Source organism: Allobosea sp. AK1, from assembly GCF_006714945.1.
GTDB classification, from domain to species: Bacteria; Pseudomonadota; Alphaproteobacteria; order Rhizobiales; family Beijerinckiaceae; genus Allobosea; species Allobosea robiniae.
In genome coordinates this window covers 1,169,748-1,183,651 of sequence record NZ_VFMG01000001.1, presented here as the reverse complement: position 1 = coordinate 1,183,651, position 13,904 = coordinate 1,169,748, and the positions used below count along the sequence as shown (strand labels likewise).

The following is a 13,904-nucleotide window of genomic DNA, read 5'->3' as shown; positions in this document are numbered from 1 at the left end:
CCAACAGACAATAAAAAAAACCCGCCCCGGTGAGGGGCAGGCCTGTGCTGGTCGAACCGACGGTATCAGGCCGCGTCGGGCTGTGCCGGGGTATTGGCCGGCGGGTTGTTGCGGCGCTCGGTCATGAACTGATCGAACTCGGCCTTGTCGCGGGCCATGCGCAGGCGGCCCAGGAAGTCATGGAACTCGCGCTGCTCGTCCTCGAGCCGACGGATCGTCTCGTCGCGGTATTCGTCGAAGGCGCGGTTGCCGCTGGTGGGGCCGCCGCGGCCGCCCCAACCACCGAAGCCGCCGCCGAAACGACCCTCGCGGCCGGTCATGCGCTCGCGCAGGCGGTCCATCTTGCCCTGAAGGCGGCTCATCCGGTGCTCGTACCGGTCTCCGGCATATCCACAACCCATGCGTCCACTCCAGAAAAGAAAGGCCAGGGTCGCCAGACCCAGGGGCCAGAAGAGGATGAAGCCGAGAACCGCGAAGGCGATCCAGGCTCCCTTTCCATATTCGTCCAGTTTCTCGACGATCGGCATTGCTCCCTCACCATCCATGAACGTGAATGTAAATCACATTTACATAGATGCGCCCGACCCTGCCGCTTGTCAAGAACGCGGCCCGCGAAAATGAATCAGTCCGGCTTCGGAGGGCTGTTGCGGCCGATGCCGAGGCCCTGGAGATAGATCAGCGTGCCGGCCTCCAGCAGGTCGGACGCCGACATCGGCAGCGGGCGGCGACCGCCATCGGCGCGGCCGAACAGGGCAGCGATGCCATGCGACATCGCCCAGACATGCAGCGCCATCATCAGGGCGGGGGGGCGCTTGCCCTGCGGGAGCTGCGCGATCAGGGCCTCCGATGCCTGACGCAGACAGGCAAAGGCGCTGTCGGCGGCGGCCCGCAGCTCGGCACTGGCGTCCAGCGGCACGCCGGCCTCGAACATTGCCGCGTAATAGGCCGGTTCGTCATGGGCGAAGGCGAGATAGGCGCGACCAAGCCGGTGGAAGGCGGTTTCCGGATCGGGCCGGCCCTGGTCCCAGGCGCGCGACAGCGCCGCCTCGAAGGCCTGGAAGCCGCGGGCCGCGACATCGGCCAGGAGTTCGTCGCGGTCGCGGAAATGGCGATAGGGGGCGGCGGGGCTGACGCCGGCCATGCGCGCGGCCTCGGCGAAGGTGAAGCCGTTCGGCCCTTTCTCCCGGATCAGCCCGAGCGCGGCCCGCACCAGCTCCTCCTTGAGGTTGCCATGGTGATAGCCGCGGGGTGTCTCGGGGCGTTCGCGCTTCCAGCTCATGTAAGGAGCGCTAACATGCGGGTGGGGCTGCGTCGACTGTTAGGCGTAACAACACAAGCCCTCATCCTGAGGAGCCGCGTCAGCGGCGTCTCGAAGGATGTTCCAGATGGCCCGGGAGCCTCTTGAAGCATCCTTCGAGACGCGCCTTCGGCGCTCCTCAGGATGAGGGCTCCGGGTGGTTGGCCTTCTCAGTCGTCGAGCATCAACCGTTTGCGCAAACCATCCGGGATGCGCCGGGCCCGGCCACCGCCGACGCAGGCGACCATGACCTGCGCGGAAATCAGCACCTCCTCGCCGCGCAGCACGCGCTGCTCGATGTCCATGGTGGCGCCGCGGGCCGCGATCGATCGGGTCTCGACCGTCAGCAGGTCGTCCATCACGGCGGGCCGCAGGAAATCGATCGTCATCTTGCGGACCGCGAAGCCGAGCGCCGTCTCGCCGTCGAAGAGCTCGCGCTGCTCGACGCCGAGCGCGCGGATCAACTCGGTGCGGCCGCGCTCCATGAAGCGCAGATAGGAGGCGTGATAGACGACGCCGGAAAAATCGGTGTCCTCATAATAAACGCGGATGTCGAGGCGGTGGACCCTGCTCATGCTGCTCCGGACGGATATTGCGCGATTGCTGCTGCCATAACCAACAGATGCGGCTTCGGAAAGGCTGGAACTGCGCCGCTGGAGAAGCGTTGCCCGTTGCGTGACCACAGCAACGGAGACCTATCATGGCGCAATCCAGCAAGGCGACCGCGCGGCTGCTCGACAAGGCCGAACGCGATCTCGTCGCCCATAGCCAGCGTGGTGCGATCGGGGCTCTCCCGGACGATGAATTGCGCGATCTCGCCGCCAAGCTGCGCGAGCGGCGCGACAAGGCGCGCGACGGCGCCCGCCGCCAGAAGCGCGAGATGCGCGGCAAGGCCGAGCCGAAGGGCGCCAAGGCAGCCAGCGACAATACCGGAACCAAGGCCAAGGCCGACGCGCTGACGGCAGCTTTGAAGCGCGTCGGCGCCGAGCGCACACGCCGGGCGGAGAAGGCAAAGGTGCCGAGCCAGCGCAGCCTCGCGCGCAAGGCCCTCGCGCTCAAGCAACGCCAGCGGGTGGCTGAGCGGCCCGCCAACCGCACCGCCGGCAAGGGGATGCGGTCGGTCGAAAATCCGAAGGCGGCGAAGTCCGGCGCGTTGAACGATGCAGGGGCTCGCCCGGCGATGATGCGCTCGAAGATCGCGCGTCAGCCATAGGCCGATACCCAGCCCTGCAGGCGTTCAGCGCTTGCAGGGCTTGTTCATGAAGGAGCCGCAGTCATAGGGCTTCGACAGCTCGTCGCGGACCGAATAGTCCTTGCCTTCGAAGCGGTTGACGATGTCGTCGATGCGCCAGCCGCCGCCTTCCTCGACCATGCGGAAGCGCACTGTGACCGGCTGCTTGAAGCTGCGGAAGGCGGCGCTGACCAGGGCCCGGCCGTTCGCGGGTTTCTCGGTGACCGTGACCTTGAGGTTCTTCACCTCGCCATCCTGGCCGTTGATGAAGGGATCGGCGCCGACATGGCCGATCTCGCCGGCCTCGTCCTGATAGAGATCGTCGCGGGCGAAGAGGGCGGCGAGGCCTTTGCTCATCAGCTTGTCGCGATGCGGCGGGCGCCAGGGCGGCTCGCCCGAGGCGGCCAACGTCTTGACGGTGGCGGCATAAGCGTCCTTCACCGGGCCATCAGGCGTGGTGTCGGCGGCGAATGCATTGCTGGTGGCCAGCAGGCCGAGAGCGAGTGCCGCCGACGAGGCGAGGCGAAGAGCGGGCATGCGCGAACTCCGAAAGCGACTGATCCGATGCGATCAAGCGCGAAGGATGCGATGCCCGCGTCCTTCATATGCGGGACGATGGCCCGGCCTTATTCACCGTCCTCATCGCTGCCGAACAGCCCGAACTGCGCCGTCTCGCGCGAGGGTTCCGGCATGCCGAGATGGCGGAAGGCGTGGGGCGTCAGCAGACGCCCGCGCGGCGTGCGCTGGATGAAGCCCTGCTGGAGCAGGAAGGGCTCGATGATCTCCTCGATGGCGTCGCGCGGCTCGGAGAGCGAGGCGGCGATGGTCTCGATTCCGACCGGGCCGCCGCCGAAATTGATCGCGACGGTGGTAAGATAGCGCCGGTCCATCTGGTCGAGGCCGATGGCGTCGACGTCGAGCAGCGAGAGCGCCTTGTCGGCGACCTTGCGGGTGACGATCGGGTCGCCGTCGACGATGGCGAAGTCGCGGACGCGGCGCAGCAGGCGCCCGGCGATGCGCGGCGTGCCGCGGGAGCGCTTGGCGATCTCGTTGGCGCCGTCGTCCGACATCGGGACGCCGAGCACACGGGCGCCGCGGGCGACGATGCCCTGCAACTCCTCGACCGTATAGAATTGCAGGCGGATCGGGATGCCGAAGCGGTCCCGCAAGGGCGTGGTCAAAAGGCCGGCGCGGGTGGTGGCGCCGACGAGGGTGAACTTGGGCAGGTCGATCTTGACCGAGCGCGCCGCCGGGCCTTCGCCGATGATCAGGTCGAGCTGGTAGTCCTCCATCGCCGGATAGAGAATTTCCTCGACGGCCGGGTTGAGGCGGTGGATCTCGTCGATGAAGAGCACGTCGCGCTCTTCGAGATTGGTGAGCTGGGCGGCGAGGTCGCCGGCCTTGGCGATCACGGGACCGGAGGTCGAGCGGAAATTGACGCCGAGCTCGCGCGCGACGATCTGCGCCAGCGTCGTCTTGCCGAGGCCGGGCGGGCCGACGAAGAGGACGTGGTCGAGCGCGTCGCCACGGCTCTTGGCCGCGTTGATGAAGACCTGGAGATTGGCGCGCGCCGCTGCCTGGCCGGTGAAATCGGACAGCGACAGCGGCCGCAGCGAGGTCTCGCTGTCGTCGTCGCGGCGTTCGGCCGTCATCAGGCCGGAGCGCTTGGGGTCGCTCACAGCGCGATCTCCAGCTCGATGGCGTCGTGGATCGGAATGTCCTTGTACCCTGTCTTGATGATGCCAGGCACGACCGAGCGATAGGCGTCGATCGCTTCCAGATAAAGCCCCGAGAGGCGGAAGCCGCGGCGCTGGTAGAAGGTCATGCCGGGCATGTTGTCATTGGTGAGCATGGCTTTCAGTTTTCCGGCGCCGGCCTTGCGTGCCGCGAAGATCACGGCGTCCAGCATGCGGATGGCGACGCCTTCGCCCGGCTTCAACGAATGGAGTGCGCAGAGATAGGCGCTGTCGCCCCGCACCGTCCAGCTCGCCAGCGCGGCGGTCTTGCCCGAGCTGTCGAACAGGCCGAGCGCATCGATCTCGGCGACGTCGTAGACATGCAGGCCGATCATCATGCTGTGCGAGCCCCAGCTCGCCAGCATGATGCGGCAGAGCTCGGTCTTGTCGGTCACGACGCGCAATTGAAGCTCGTCGGGCGCTTCGCTCACTTCGCCAGTTCCTTCAGGCCCAGCTTGATGAGCTGGGCCGTGCCGGCCCCATCGCCGGCGGCCTTGGCGGCAGCCGCCACGGCAGCCACCGCCTGCGCCTGAGGATAGCCGAGATTGGCGAGCGCCGACACCGCGTCGGCGATCGGCTGCGGCAGCTTCCTGTCCTCCAGCGCGCCCGCGAGCTGCGCCACGCCCGGATCGATATGGCCGAAGGCCGGGGCCTTGTCCTTGAGCTCGGCGCAGAGGCGTTGCGCGAGCTTGGGGCCGACGCCGGGGGCGCGCGCGATCGCGGCCTTGTCGTTGGTGGCGATGGCGGTGGCCAGCCCGCCCGGATCGAGCGTCGAGAGGATGGCGAGCGCGACCTTGGCGCCGACGCCCTGCACGACCTGCATCAGGCGGAACCAGTCGCGCTCATTGTCGGACATGAAGCCGTAGAGGCGGATCGCATCCTCGCGGACATGGGTCTCGATCGAGAGCGCGGCGGCCTCGCCCGGCTGGGGAAGGCGCTGGAGCGTGCGCGCCGAGCACTGCACGACATAGCCGACGCCCTGCACGTCGATGATGACGTGGTCCTCACCATAAGAATCGATCAGGCCCTTGAGCTTGCCGATCATCGATTTTCTCCACGAGTCATCCCGGGCGACCGTAGGGAGACCCGGGATCCATTCCGGAACATGTCTCGGTGAGGTTCCGGAATGGATCCCGGATCTTCGCTTCGCTCCGTCCGGGATGACCCACGCGAGGGAGTGTCGCGAAAAATGTCGCTCGGCAGCATGAGGCTCATGATGCCTTCATCTGCGCGACCAGCGCCTTCATGCCGCGATGCTGGGCGTGGCAGATCGCTACGGCGAGCGCGTCCGCCGCGTCGGCCGATGAGGTCTCGGCCTTCGGCAGGAGCACGCGAATCATCGCCTGGACCTGCTTCTTGTCGGCATGGCCGACGCCGACCACGGTCTTCTTGACGAGGTTGGCCGCGTATTCCGCGACATCGAGTCCGGCGAGCGCCGGCACGACCAGTGCGATGCCGCGGGCCTGGCCGAGCTTCAGCGCCGATTGCGGGTCGCGGTTGATGAAAGTCTCCTCGACGGCCGCCTCGTGCGGGCGATGCGCGGCGAGGACCTTGTTCAGGCCCTCGTGCAATTGCCGCAGGCGCTGGCCGAGCGGCAGCGCGCCGTCGCTCTCGACGCAGCCGCAGGCGACGAAGGAGAGCTTGCTGCCTTCAGAGACGACGATGCCCCAGCCGGTCTTCCGGAGGCCGGGGTCGATGCCGAGGATGCGAATCGGGGGTGCCATGTCGGGTTCAACCTAGCGGATGTTTCGGATTTGTCCCGCGCCGAGACAGGCCGCGCGATGGGGCTGGATGAATTCCCCTGATCGATGACATCAAAAAGGAAAGTTGTTCTTGCCGCCCGCCCGTGGGCATGGTTCGCCGCATCTTTCTTCCTCAGCCGGTGCCATGTCCTTCAACCTGTCTTCCTTCATGCCGGGCCTCACCGCCGATGGCATCGCCGTCCTGCTGGCTGCAACGCTGCTCGGCGGGCTGGTGCGTGGCTTCACCGGCTTCGGCTTCGCGATGGTGTTCATGCCGCTGGCCTCGATGATCCTCGGGCCGGTCGCGGCGCTCGGCCTGATCTGGTTCATCGATCTGCCCTTCGCGCTGCCGATCGCGGCGCGCAGCGCCAAGACGGCGGAATGGCGCGAAATCCTGCCGCTGCTGCTGACCGCGACGCTCGCTCTGCCGGCCGGAATCTGGCTGCTGATCTGGCTCGACCGCGAGACGATGCGCTGGGTGCTCGCTCTGCTCGTGCTCAGTGCGGTGGGCCTGATGGCCTCGGGCTGGCGCTATCACGGGCGGCCGACGATCCCGCTCTCGCTCGGGGTGGGCGCCCTGTCGGGGCTGTTCAACGGCATGGCCTCGATCGGCGGCATGCCGCTCGCGGTGTTCTGGCTCGGCGCGCAGCGCAACGACCGGCACAAGACGCGGGCCAACATGCAGGCCTTCTTCGGCGTCTCGACGCTGATCAGCGGCACGGTCCTGTGGTGGAAGGGCATCCTGACCGGTGGGGCCTTGATGATGGCGGTGCCGCTCTTCGCGATCTACGGCGTCGGGCTCTGGGCCGGCACGCATGGCTTCCGGCTGGCTTCGGAGCAAACGTTCCGGCGCGGCGCCTATCTGGTGATCTTCCTGAGCGCGCTGATCAGCCTGCCGCTCTGGGACGCGGTGATCGGGCGGTGATCAAGGCCGTCATGCTCGGGCTTGACCCGAGCATCTCGTCGCAGGGAGGCTCGGAAGCCTCATCCGGCCAGAGATTCTCGGGTCTGCGCTTCGCTACGCCCGAGAATGACGCGCTCTGAAATCACGCGCTGAGCTTGGCCATGATGTCGTCGGCGATCTCGAAATTGGCGAAGACGTTCTGGACGTCGTCGTCGTTGTCGAGCGCTTCCATCAAACGCATCATCGAGGCGGCTTTTTCCTCGTCGAGCGGGGCCGTCGTCGTCGGGCGCCAGACCGGCTTGGCCGAGGCGGGCGCGCCGAGTGCTGCCTCAAGCGCCTTGGAGACTTCGTTCAGGGCGTCGAAGGCGCAGAGGATGGTGTGGCCGTTCTCGTCCGAGATCACGTCGTCGGCCCCGGCCTCGATCGCGGCTTCCATCACCGTGTCGGCATCGCCGGCCTCCGGCGGATAGCTGATCTCGCCGACGCGGTTGAACATGAAGGAGACCGAGTTGCTCTCGCCCAGCGCGCCGCCCGACTTGGTGAAGTAGGAGCGCACGGCGGAAGCGGTGCGGTTGCGATTGTCGGTCAGCGCCTCGACGATGACGGCGGTGCCGCCGGGGCCGTAGCCCTCGTAACGGACCTCGTCGTAGTTGTCGCCCTCGCCGCCGGCGGCCTTGTTGATGGCGCGCTGGATGTTGTCCTTCGGCATGTTCTCGGCGCGCGCGGCAAGCACCGCCATGCGCAGGCGCGGGTTCATGTTGATGTCGGGCATGCCCATCTTGGCGGCGACGGTGATTTCGCGGGCCAGTTTCGAGAACAGTTTCGAGCGCACGGCATCCTGCTTGCCCTTGCGATGCATGATGTTCTTGAACTGTGAATGGCCGGCCATGGGAGCTCGTTACCTTCGAAGGTTGCGGCGGAAAGCGCTGGAAGCCGGCCTTATAGGCGCCGGCTCCGCCCGCGTGCAAGCGCTGCGCGCGCCGGAAAGCGTCAGGAAATCCAGGCGTCCGGCACGGCCTGGCTGAGATGCGGGCCGACGCGAACGGCCCAGACCGCTTTCGCCAGGCCGGTGGCATCGTCGATATCGACCGCGACGCCCGAGAGCGTGCCTTCGCCCGTCGCCGGCTCGAGGCGGGCGCCCGGCACCTTCTGCAGGAAGCGGCGGATCGGCTCGTCCTTCTGCATGCCGAGCACGGAATCATAGTCGCCGCACATGCCGGCATCGGACTGATAGGCGGTGCCGCCGGGCAGGATGCGGGTATCCGAGGTCGGTGCATGGGTATGGGTGCCGACAACGAGGCTGGCGCGGCCGTCGAGGAAATAGGCCATGGCCTGCTTCTCGCTGGTCGCCTCGGCATGGACGTCGACGATCACGGCATCGGCGATTTCGCCGAGCGGGCAGGCGGAGAGCTCGCGCTCCATCGCGGCGAAGGGGTCGTCGAGCGGGTCCATGAACAGCCGGCCCATGACGTTGACGACCAGGACGCGGGCGCCGTTGCGGGCCTCGATCACGGTGGCGCCGCGACCGGGCGTGCCGGGCGGATAATTCGCCGGGCGGATCAGCCGGTCCTGCCGGGTGATGAAGACGAGCGCCTCGCGCTGGTCCCAGGAATGATTGCCGAGCGTGACGACATCGGCGCCGGCGGCGAGGATCTCGTCGCAGATCGCCTCGGTGATGCCGAAGCCGCCGGCCGAGTTCTCGCCGTTGATGACGACGCAGTCGAGCTTCCAGGCTTCGCGCAGCGCGGGCAGCCGCTCCTGGACCGCAATCCGGCCGGGGCGGCCGACGATGTCACCGAGGAAGAGAAGACGCATGGAACCGACCTGAAAACTGCGAAGGCTTTCTCCCTCGCGCGAAGGCGCGAGGGAATCAACCGCAGCAGAAGAACTTCCACGCGAAGGCGGGCGGGAATCAGCCGCAGCGAAGGGTTTCGCGCTCCGTCACGATCCAGTCGAGGCGCCGGTCATGCGGCTCGTCGGGCACCGCGTCGATCTCCTGCGCGCCATATCCGATGCCGATGCTGACGGTTGGGCCGAGTTCGGAGAGCGCCCGATCGTAATAGCCCTTGCCGTAGCCGATGCGGTAGCCGCGCCGGTCGAAGGCGGCGAGCGGCACGAGCAGGATCGCGGGCTTCAGCTCCGGCTGGTCGGGGGCGGGGACGAGCGTGCCGAAGCCGCCGGGCACGATCGGCTCGTAGGGCGCCCAGCGCCGGAAGATCATGTGCCTGTCGACGATGGCGGGCAGGCAGAGCGGCAGGCCGCGCTCATGCAGGGCTTCGAGGATCGGACGGGGATCGGCTTCCGAGCGCATCGGCCAATAGGCCGAAACCGGGCCGGCACTTCCCCTCCAGACCGGAAGATTCAGAACCTGCGCGGCGATCTCGACGTCCCATTCGAGCCGATTGTCGAGGTCGAGCGCGTCGCGGCGCGCCAGCGCCTCCGTGCGGAGGGCGGCCTTGCGCGGGGAGGGCGGAGCGTGCGTGCCGGGCGTCATCGTCATGAAGGTTGCGGAGCCACCTTGGCCGTGGAGTTTTGAATCCCGGGACACCTACAGAGTAGGTGGGCGCCGTGTGTCCGGTTCCAAGGGATCCGGACAGGGACAGCTCCCTAGGGAGTCGTATGGGCCCGGGGAATGCTGTCTCGCACGCACCAGGCAGCCCCGCTCCGCTTATTTAGGGAAGCTGCCGGCAAAGCGCCAGTGGTACTTTATGCGTTTGCGCATGGCGCGCCCTCCGGCTGGGCCGAACGTGAAAAGCGTTCATATTTTGGCCGTGGTGAGCTGATGGTATAGAGACAGCGCGCGACATGTACGGAAACCGGTTTCAGCGATGCTTCGTTCTCTCCTAGCCCGCCATCTCTCCCGCCCGGGACTGGCCGCGTTGGCGTTGTCCGCCGTGCTTGCCGGTGGCGCCGTGCCGGCCTCGGCACAGGATGCCGCCGATCTGCTGGTCCGCACGACGCGCCTCGAGAACCAGTTGCGCCAGATGTCCGGCCAGATCGAGCAGCTCCAGTTCGAGAATCGGCGCTTGTCCGAGCAGCTCCGCAAATTCCAGGAAGACGTCGATTTCCGCCTGAACGAAAAGGGCGGTGGCGGGCGTCCGAATTCGGCTGCGCCCGGACCGACAGGGGCGCCTCCCGCAGGCGCCGCGCCGCAGCGGCATCGCCGCAGCGATGCCTTCGACCCGGCGACGCAGCAGGGCGCGGCCGGCGCGCCGCAGCAACTCGGCGGCGGCGGCGCGATCGCCGGCATCATCGAGGACGACTATGCCGGCGGCCCGGCGACCGGGCAGCCGCTCGATCTCCAGGGCGTCGGTCGCCCGGTGCCGCAAGGCGGGATGCCGCAGGACAGGCCGCGTGGCGCGAGCGTCGCTGCCGCGAGCGGCCCGCAAAGTGCCAAGGAAGCTTACGATCTCGCCTTCGCCTCGCTCCGGCGCAAGGAATACGAGCAGGCCGAAATGGGTTTCCGCCAGTTCCTGCAGAGCTACCCGCGTGACCGGCAGGCGGTCGACGCAACCTATTGGCTTGGCGAGAGCTATCTGCAGCGCCAGCGCTATCGCGAGGCGGCCGAGCAGTTCCTGAAGATCTCCCGGGAATCGCCGAAGGCCGCCAAGGCGCCGGACAGCCTGCTCAAGCTCGGGATGTCGCTCAACGGGCTCGGCGCCAAGGAACAGGCCTGCGCCACCTATGCGAAGGTCGGCGTCGATTACCCTTCGGCCTCCAACGCCGTGCGCCAGGGCGTCGCACGCGAGCGCCGTCGCTCCGGCTGCGCTTGAGCGCGGCTGCCGACGTAAGCGCATTCGCGCCGGTCTCGCTCGCCGAGGCCGGCGCTGCTTTTGAAGGGCTGTCGCGTGAGGCGGCCCTCCTCGTTGCCGTCTCCGGCGGCCCCGATTCGATCGCGCTGCTGGCGCTTCTCGCCGCCTGGGTACAGTCCTCGGGCCGGCCGCCGCTCCATGCTGCGACGGTCGATCACGGATTGCGCCCGGAATCGGCGGAAGAGGCGGCTACTGTCGCGGCATTCTGCGGGACGCTCGGCATCGGCCATGCCACCCTGCGCTGGGAGGGGCTGAAGCCAACCAGCGGCCTGCAGGCCGAGGCGCGGCGCGCCCGCTATGCCCTGCTGGCGAACGAGGCGAGGCGGCTCGGCGGCGCGACGCTGGTCACGGCCCATACGCTTGACGATCAGGCCGAGACGATGCTGATGCGCCTCGCCCATGGCTCCGGACCTTCGGGGCTCGCCGGGATGCGGGGGCGCAGCGCGGTCAACGGCGTTCCCCTTGTCCGGCCGCTGCTCGGCATCCCGAAGGCACGGCTCGTCGCGACGGCGGATGCGCGGGGGCTGCCTTTCGTGCGCGATCCCAGCAATGCCGACCGACGCTTCGAGCGGGTTCGCTGGCGGGAGACGATGCCGGTTCTGGCGGAACAGGGGCTGACGGCGGAGCGCCTGGGGCGACTGGCGGAACGGATGGCGCGGCTGGACGAAGCTGCCGCGCAGCGGGCTCGCGATGTGCTGGCAGAGGCGATGCTGCCGGACGAAGGCGCGGACAACGGGCTGCGCCTGCGCTTTTCCAGGTTGGCCGCCGAGCCGGAGGAAATCCTGCTGCGGGTCCTGGCGCTGGCGCTGGATGTGATTGCGCCGGGTGGCGACGGCCATGGCCGGCTGGAACGGCTGGAGGCCTGCGGGGCGGCTCTGATGGATGCGGCGCGCGCCGGCCTCGCATTGCGGCGGACCTTGTCCGGCTGCGTTCTCTCGCTTGGCCGCGACGGTGTGCTGACGCTGCAACTGGAGCCGCCGCGGCGACGCGGCGTTCACCCTTCGGCGTCATAGTGCCGCCACGTCATTGCTTTCCCTTGGCAAGGGCGTGTGCGACACCTAAATTGGTAGTCGGGAAACTCTAGGCCTCATCCGGTTCTTCCGGGAGGCCCGATCGGACTGGGAATGAATCCGAATTTTCGTAATTTCGCCCTCTGGGTGGTGATCTTTCTCCTGGTCCTGGCGCTGGTCACCCTGTTCCAGAGTCCGAGCCAGCGCGCCAGCACCAATGAAATCCCTTACAGCCAGCTGATCAACGAGGCCGAGGCCGGACGCGTGTCGAACGTCGTCGTCGCCGGCCAGGAGATTTCCGGCGCCTTCTCGGATGGCCGCAGCTTCGTGAGCTACGCGCCTTATCACGACCCGAACCTCCTGAGGACCATGGCCCAGAAGGGCGTTCAGGTCTCGGCCAAGGCGCCGTCGGAAGGCACGCCCTGGTTCATGGCGCTGCTGGTCAACTCGCTGCCCTTCGTCATCTTCATCGGCCTGTGGATCTTCATGTCCCGCCAGATGCAGAACGGCGCCGGCAGGGCGATGGGCTTCGGCAAGTCCAAGGCCAAGCTCCTGACCGAGGCCCATGGCCGCGTCACCTTCGAGGATGTCGCGGGCATCGACGAGGCCAAGGAAGACCTTCAGGAGATCGTCGAGTTCCTGCGCGATCCCCAGAAGTTCCAGCGGCTGGGCGGGCGCATCCCGCGCGGCGTGCTGCTCGTCGGCCCTCCCGGTACGGGCAAGACCCTGACGGCGCGTGCCGTCGCGGGTGAAGCCAATGTGCCGTTCTTCACCATCTCGGGTTCCGACTTCGTCGAGATGTTCGTCGGCGTCGGCGCGAGCCGTGTCCGCGACATGTTCGAGCAGGCCAAGAAGAACTCGCCTTGCATCATCTTCATCGACGAGATCGACGCGGTCGGCCGCCATCGCGGCGCCGGCCTCGGCGGCGGCAACGACGAGCGCGAGCAGACGCTGAACCAGCTCCTCGTCGAGATGGACGGCTTCGAGCCGAATGAGGGCGTCATCATCATCGCCGCGACGAACCGTCCGGACGTGCTCGACCCCGCGCTGCTGCGGCCGGGCCGTTTCGACAGGCAGATCGTCGTGCCGAACCCGGACGTCGCCGGCCGCGAGAAGATCCTGCGCGTGCATGTCCGGAAGGTGCCGATGGCGCCGGATGTCGACCTCAAGATCCTGGCCCGCGGCACGCCCGGCTTCTCGGGCGCCGACCTGATGAACCTCGTCAACGAGGCGGCGCTGCTGGCAGCGCGGCGCGGCAAGCGCATGGTCACGCATGGCGAGTTCGAGGACGCCAAGGACAAGGTCATGATGGGCGCCGAGCGCAAATCCATGGCGATGTCCGAGGAAGAGAAGAAGCTGACCGCCTATCACGAGGCCGGTCACGCCATCGTCGGCCTCTATGTCCCGGCCGGCATCCCCGTCCACAAGGCGACGATCATCCCGCGCGGCCGTGCGCTCGGCATGGTCAAGTTCCTGCCGGAGGGCGACCGCTACTCGATGAAGTTCAAGGAGTTCACCTCGCAGCTCGCGGTCGCCATGGGCGGGCGCGTGGCGGAGGAAATGACCTTCGGACGCGAGAACGTCACCTCGGGCGCCACCGGCGACATCCAGCAGGCGACCAAGATGGCCAAGGCCATGGTCACGCAGATGGGCTACTCGTCCGAGCTCGGCATGGTCGCCTATGGCGACAATCAGGAAGAGGTCTTCCTGGGTATGTCGATGGGGCGCAGCCAGTCGGTCTCCGAGTCGACGGCGCAGAAGATCGACGCCGAGGTCAAGCGCCTCGTCGACGAGGGCTATGCCGACGCCAAGACCATCCTCACCGATCATCACGAGGAGTTCGTCGCGGTGGCCGAGGCGCTGCTCGAATTCGAGACGCTGACCGGCGAGGAAATCCGCGACCTGATCGCCGGCAAGCGCCCCGTGCGCGATGCCGACGACACGCCGCATGCTCCGCGCGGCTCGGCCGTCCCGAGCGCGGGCAAGGGCCGCAAGCGCGGCGAACCGGATGCCGGCCTGGAGCCGCAGCCGCAGGCCTGAGGCGAATCGAGTGGACTACGAAAGGGCGGCCGAGAGGCCGCCCTTTTCGTTTGCCCGGGCGCGATGTCACGCTCCGTCATAATTTGTGAGAAGGCGGAAAGGTTTTTTGGCTATAGAACGCCGGAAACGAGC

Annotated in this window: 16 protein-coding genes and 1 other RNA gene; 5 read left to right on the top strand and 12 right to left on the bottom strand. The window is 67.6% G+C overall.

The genetic code is table 11. The features are described 5' to 3' along the window. Positions 1-65: 65 nt before the first annotated feature. From FHT98_RS06055 to ybgC, 3 genes are all read right to left on the bottom strand, one after another. Positions 66-527 (bottom strand): DUF2852 domain-containing protein, encoded by a 462-nt coding sequence (locus FHT98_RS06055; RefSeq protein ID WP_061969832.1) that lies wholly within the window; start codon positions 525-527, stop codon positions 66-68. Between the two features lie 95 nt (positions 528-622). Continuing rightward, entirely contained in the window at positions 623-1,279 is a 657-nt protein-coding gene (locus tag FHT98_RS06050) for a TetR/AcrR family transcriptional regulator (protein ID WP_142113109.1), read from the bottom strand. 188 nt (positions 1,280-1,467) lie between these two features. Then, positions 1,468-1,872 carry a tol-pal system-associated acyl-CoA thioesterase gene (gene ybgC, locus FHT98_RS06045; protein ID WP_061969828.1) on the bottom strand — a complete coding sequence of 135 codons (405 nt, stop codon included), beginning with the start codon at positions 1,870-1,872 and terminating at the stop codon, positions 1,468-1,470. Positions 1,873-1,997: 125 nt separating this feature from the next. On the opposite strand from ybgC, the gene FHT98_RS06040 reads away from it, so the two are divergent. Then, positions 1,998-2,510: a hypothetical protein gene (locus FHT98_RS06040; RefSeq protein ID WP_091857048.1), complete on the top strand. Its 513-nt coding sequence runs from the start codon at positions 1,998-2,000 to the stop codon at positions 2,508-2,510. A 24-nt stretch (positions 2,511-2,534) separates the two neighbouring features. Here FHT98_RS06040 and FHT98_RS06035 read toward each other — a convergent pair whose 3' ends face one another. The 5 genes from FHT98_RS06035 to ruvC all read right to left on the bottom strand — a co-directional run bounded on the left by FHT98_RS06035 (position 2,535) and on the right by ruvC (position 5,988). Beyond that, positions 2,535-3,065, bottom strand: coding sequence for a DUF3828 domain-containing protein (locus tag FHT98_RS06035; protein ID WP_142113107.1), 531 nt, complete (start codon positions 3,063-3,065; stop codon positions 2,535-2,537). Positions 3,066-3,154: 89 nt separating this feature from the next. Then, positions 3,155-4,180 carry a Holliday junction branch migration DNA helicase RuvB gene (gene ruvB, locus FHT98_RS06030; RefSeq protein ID WP_113587912.1) on the bottom strand — a complete coding sequence of 342 codons (1,026 nt, stop codon included), beginning with the start codon at positions 4,178-4,180 and terminating at the stop codon, positions 3,155-3,157. A gap of 23 nt (positions 4,181-4,203) precedes the next feature. Then, positions 4,204-4,695, bottom strand: coding sequence for an N-acetyltransferase (locus FHT98_RS06025; protein ID WP_091857050.1), 492 nt, complete (start codon positions 4,693-4,695; stop codon positions 4,204-4,206). Beyond that, a complete protein-coding gene (gene ruvA, locus FHT98_RS06020; RefSeq protein WP_091857051.1) occupies positions 4,692-5,309 on the bottom strand; it encodes a Holliday junction branch migration protein RuvA in 618 nt (205 codons plus the stop codon). Before ruvA ends, FHT98_RS06025 begins: the two co-directional genes overlap by 4 nt. 166 nt (positions 5,310-5,475) lie before the next feature. Then, positions 5,476-5,988, bottom strand: coding sequence for a crossover junction endodeoxyribonuclease RuvC (gene ruvC / locus FHT98_RS06015; RefSeq protein ID WP_061969820.1), 513 nt, complete (start codon positions 5,986-5,988; stop codon positions 5,476-5,478). Between the two features lie 163 nt (positions 5,989-6,151). Here ruvC and FHT98_RS06010 point away from each other — a divergent pair, with 163 nt between their 5' ends. Continuing rightward, positions 6,152-6,931, top strand: a complete 780-nt coding sequence (locus FHT98_RS06010; RefSeq protein ID WP_061969819.1) for a sulfite exporter TauE/SafE family protein — start codon at positions 6,152-6,154, stop codon at positions 6,929-6,931. 121 nt (positions 6,932-7,052) lie between these two features. On the opposite strand, the gene FHT98_RS06005 is transcribed toward FHT98_RS06010, so the two are convergent. From FHT98_RS06005 to ssrS, 4 genes are all read right to left on the bottom strand, one after another. Next, on the bottom strand, positions 7,053-7,799 hold the full coding sequence (locus FHT98_RS06005) for a YebC/PmpR family DNA-binding transcriptional regulator (protein ID WP_061969818.1): 747 nt from the start codon (positions 7,797-7,799) through the stop codon (positions 7,053-7,055). A gap of 101 nt (positions 7,800-7,900) precedes the next feature. Beyond that, the gene (locus FHT98_RS06000; protein ID WP_061969817.1) at positions 7,901-8,725 is read right to left on the bottom strand and encodes a TIGR00282 family metallophosphoesterase; all 825 of its coding nucleotides are present in this window, start codon (positions 8,723-8,725) and stop codon (positions 7,901-7,903) included. A gap of 97 nt (positions 8,726-8,822) precedes the next feature. Beyond that, complete coding sequence (locus tag FHT98_RS05995) at positions 8,823-9,410, bottom strand: 5-formyltetrahydrofolate cyclo-ligase (protein WP_061970286.1); 588 nt, start codon at positions 9,408-9,410, stop codon at positions 8,823-8,825. A 6-nt stretch (positions 9,411-9,416) separates the two neighbouring features. Continuing rightward, positions 9,417-9,573, bottom strand: a non-coding RNA gene (gene ssrS / locus FHT98_RS05990) — 6S RNA. 165 nt (positions 9,574-9,738) lie between these two features. Between ssrS and ybgF the strand changes: the two genes are divergently transcribed. The 3 genes from ybgF to ftsH all read left to right on the top strand — a co-directional run bounded on the left by ybgF (position 9,739) and on the right by ftsH (position 13,772). Then, positions 9,739-10,683, top strand: coding sequence for a tol-pal system protein YbgF (gene ybgF / locus FHT98_RS05985; protein WP_142113105.1), 945 nt, complete (start codon positions 9,739-9,741; stop codon positions 10,681-10,683). Then, positions 10,680-11,735, top strand: a complete 1,056-nt coding sequence (tilS, locus tag FHT98_RS05980; RefSeq protein ID WP_142113103.1) for a tRNA lysidine(34) synthetase TilS — start codon at positions 10,680-10,682, stop codon at positions 11,733-11,735. The genes ybgF and tilS overlap by 4 nt, the downstream gene beginning before the upstream one ends. Before the next feature lie 111 nt (positions 11,736-11,846). Next, complete coding sequence (gene ftsH, locus FHT98_RS05975; protein WP_142113102.1) at positions 11,847-13,772, top strand: ATP-dependent zinc metalloprotease FtsH; 1,926 nt, start codon at positions 11,847-11,849, stop codon at positions 13,770-13,772. The last annotated feature ends 132 nt before the right edge of the window (positions 13,773-13,904 follow it).

What these genes read in the sequence shown, in the direction of transcription:
- FHT98_RS06040 (WP_091857048.1), top strand. Translation starts at nt 1,998, where the DNA reads ATGGCGCAATCCAGCAAGGCGACCGCGCGGCTGCTCGACAAGGCCGAA.
- ybgF (WP_142113105.1), top strand. Translation starts at nt 9,739, where the DNA reads ATGCTTCGTTCTCTCCTAGCCCGCCATCTCTCCCGCCCGGGACTGGCC.
- FHT98_RS06055 (WP_061969832.1), bottom strand. Translation starts at nt 527, where the DNA reads ATGCCGATCGTCGAGAAACTGGACGAATATGGAAAGGGAGCCTGGATC.
- ruvC (WP_061969820.1), bottom strand. Translation starts at nt 5,988, where the DNA reads ATGGCACCCCCGATTCGCATCCTCGGCATCGACCCCGGCCTCCGGAAG.
- ruvA (WP_091857051.1), bottom strand. Translation starts at nt 5,309, where the DNA reads ATGATCGGCAAGCTCAAGGGCCTGATCGATTCTTATGGTGAGGACCAC.
- FHT98_RS06035 (WP_142113107.1), bottom strand. Translation starts at nt 3,065, where the DNA reads ATGCCCGCTCTTCGCCTCGCCTCGTCGGCGGCACTCGCTCTCGGCCTG.
- ftsH (WP_142113102.1), top strand. Translation starts at nt 11,847, where the DNA reads ATGAATCCGAATTTTCGTAATTTCGCCCTCTGGGTGGTGATCTTTCTC.
- FHT98_RS06005 (WP_061969818.1), bottom strand. Translation starts at nt 7,799, where the DNA reads ATGGCCGGCCATTCACAGTTCAAGAACATCATGCATCGCAAGGGCAAG.
- FHT98_RS06010 (WP_061969819.1), top strand. Translation starts at nt 6,152, where the DNA reads ATGTCCTTCAACCTGTCTTCCTTCATGCCGGGCCTCACCGCCGATGGC.
- FHT98_RS06050 (WP_142113109.1), bottom strand. Translation starts at nt 1,279, where the DNA reads ATGAGCTGGAAGCGCGAACGCCCCGAGACACCCCGCGGCTATCACCAT.
- ybgC (WP_061969828.1), bottom strand. Translation starts at nt 1,872, where the DNA reads ATGAGCAGGGTCCACCGCCTCGACATCCGCGTTTATTATGAGGACACC.
- ruvB (WP_113587912.1), bottom strand. Translation starts at nt 4,180, where the DNA reads ATGACGGCCGAACGCCGCGACGACGACAGCGAGACCTCGCTGCGGCCG.
- FHT98_RS06000 (WP_061969817.1), bottom strand. Translation starts at nt 8,725, where the DNA reads ATGCGTCTTCTCTTCCTCGGTGACATCGTCGGCCGCCCCGGCCGGATT.
- FHT98_RS05995 (WP_061970286.1), bottom strand. Translation starts at nt 9,410, where the DNA reads ATGACGATGACGCCCGGCACGCACGCTCCGCCCTCCCCGCGCAAGGCC.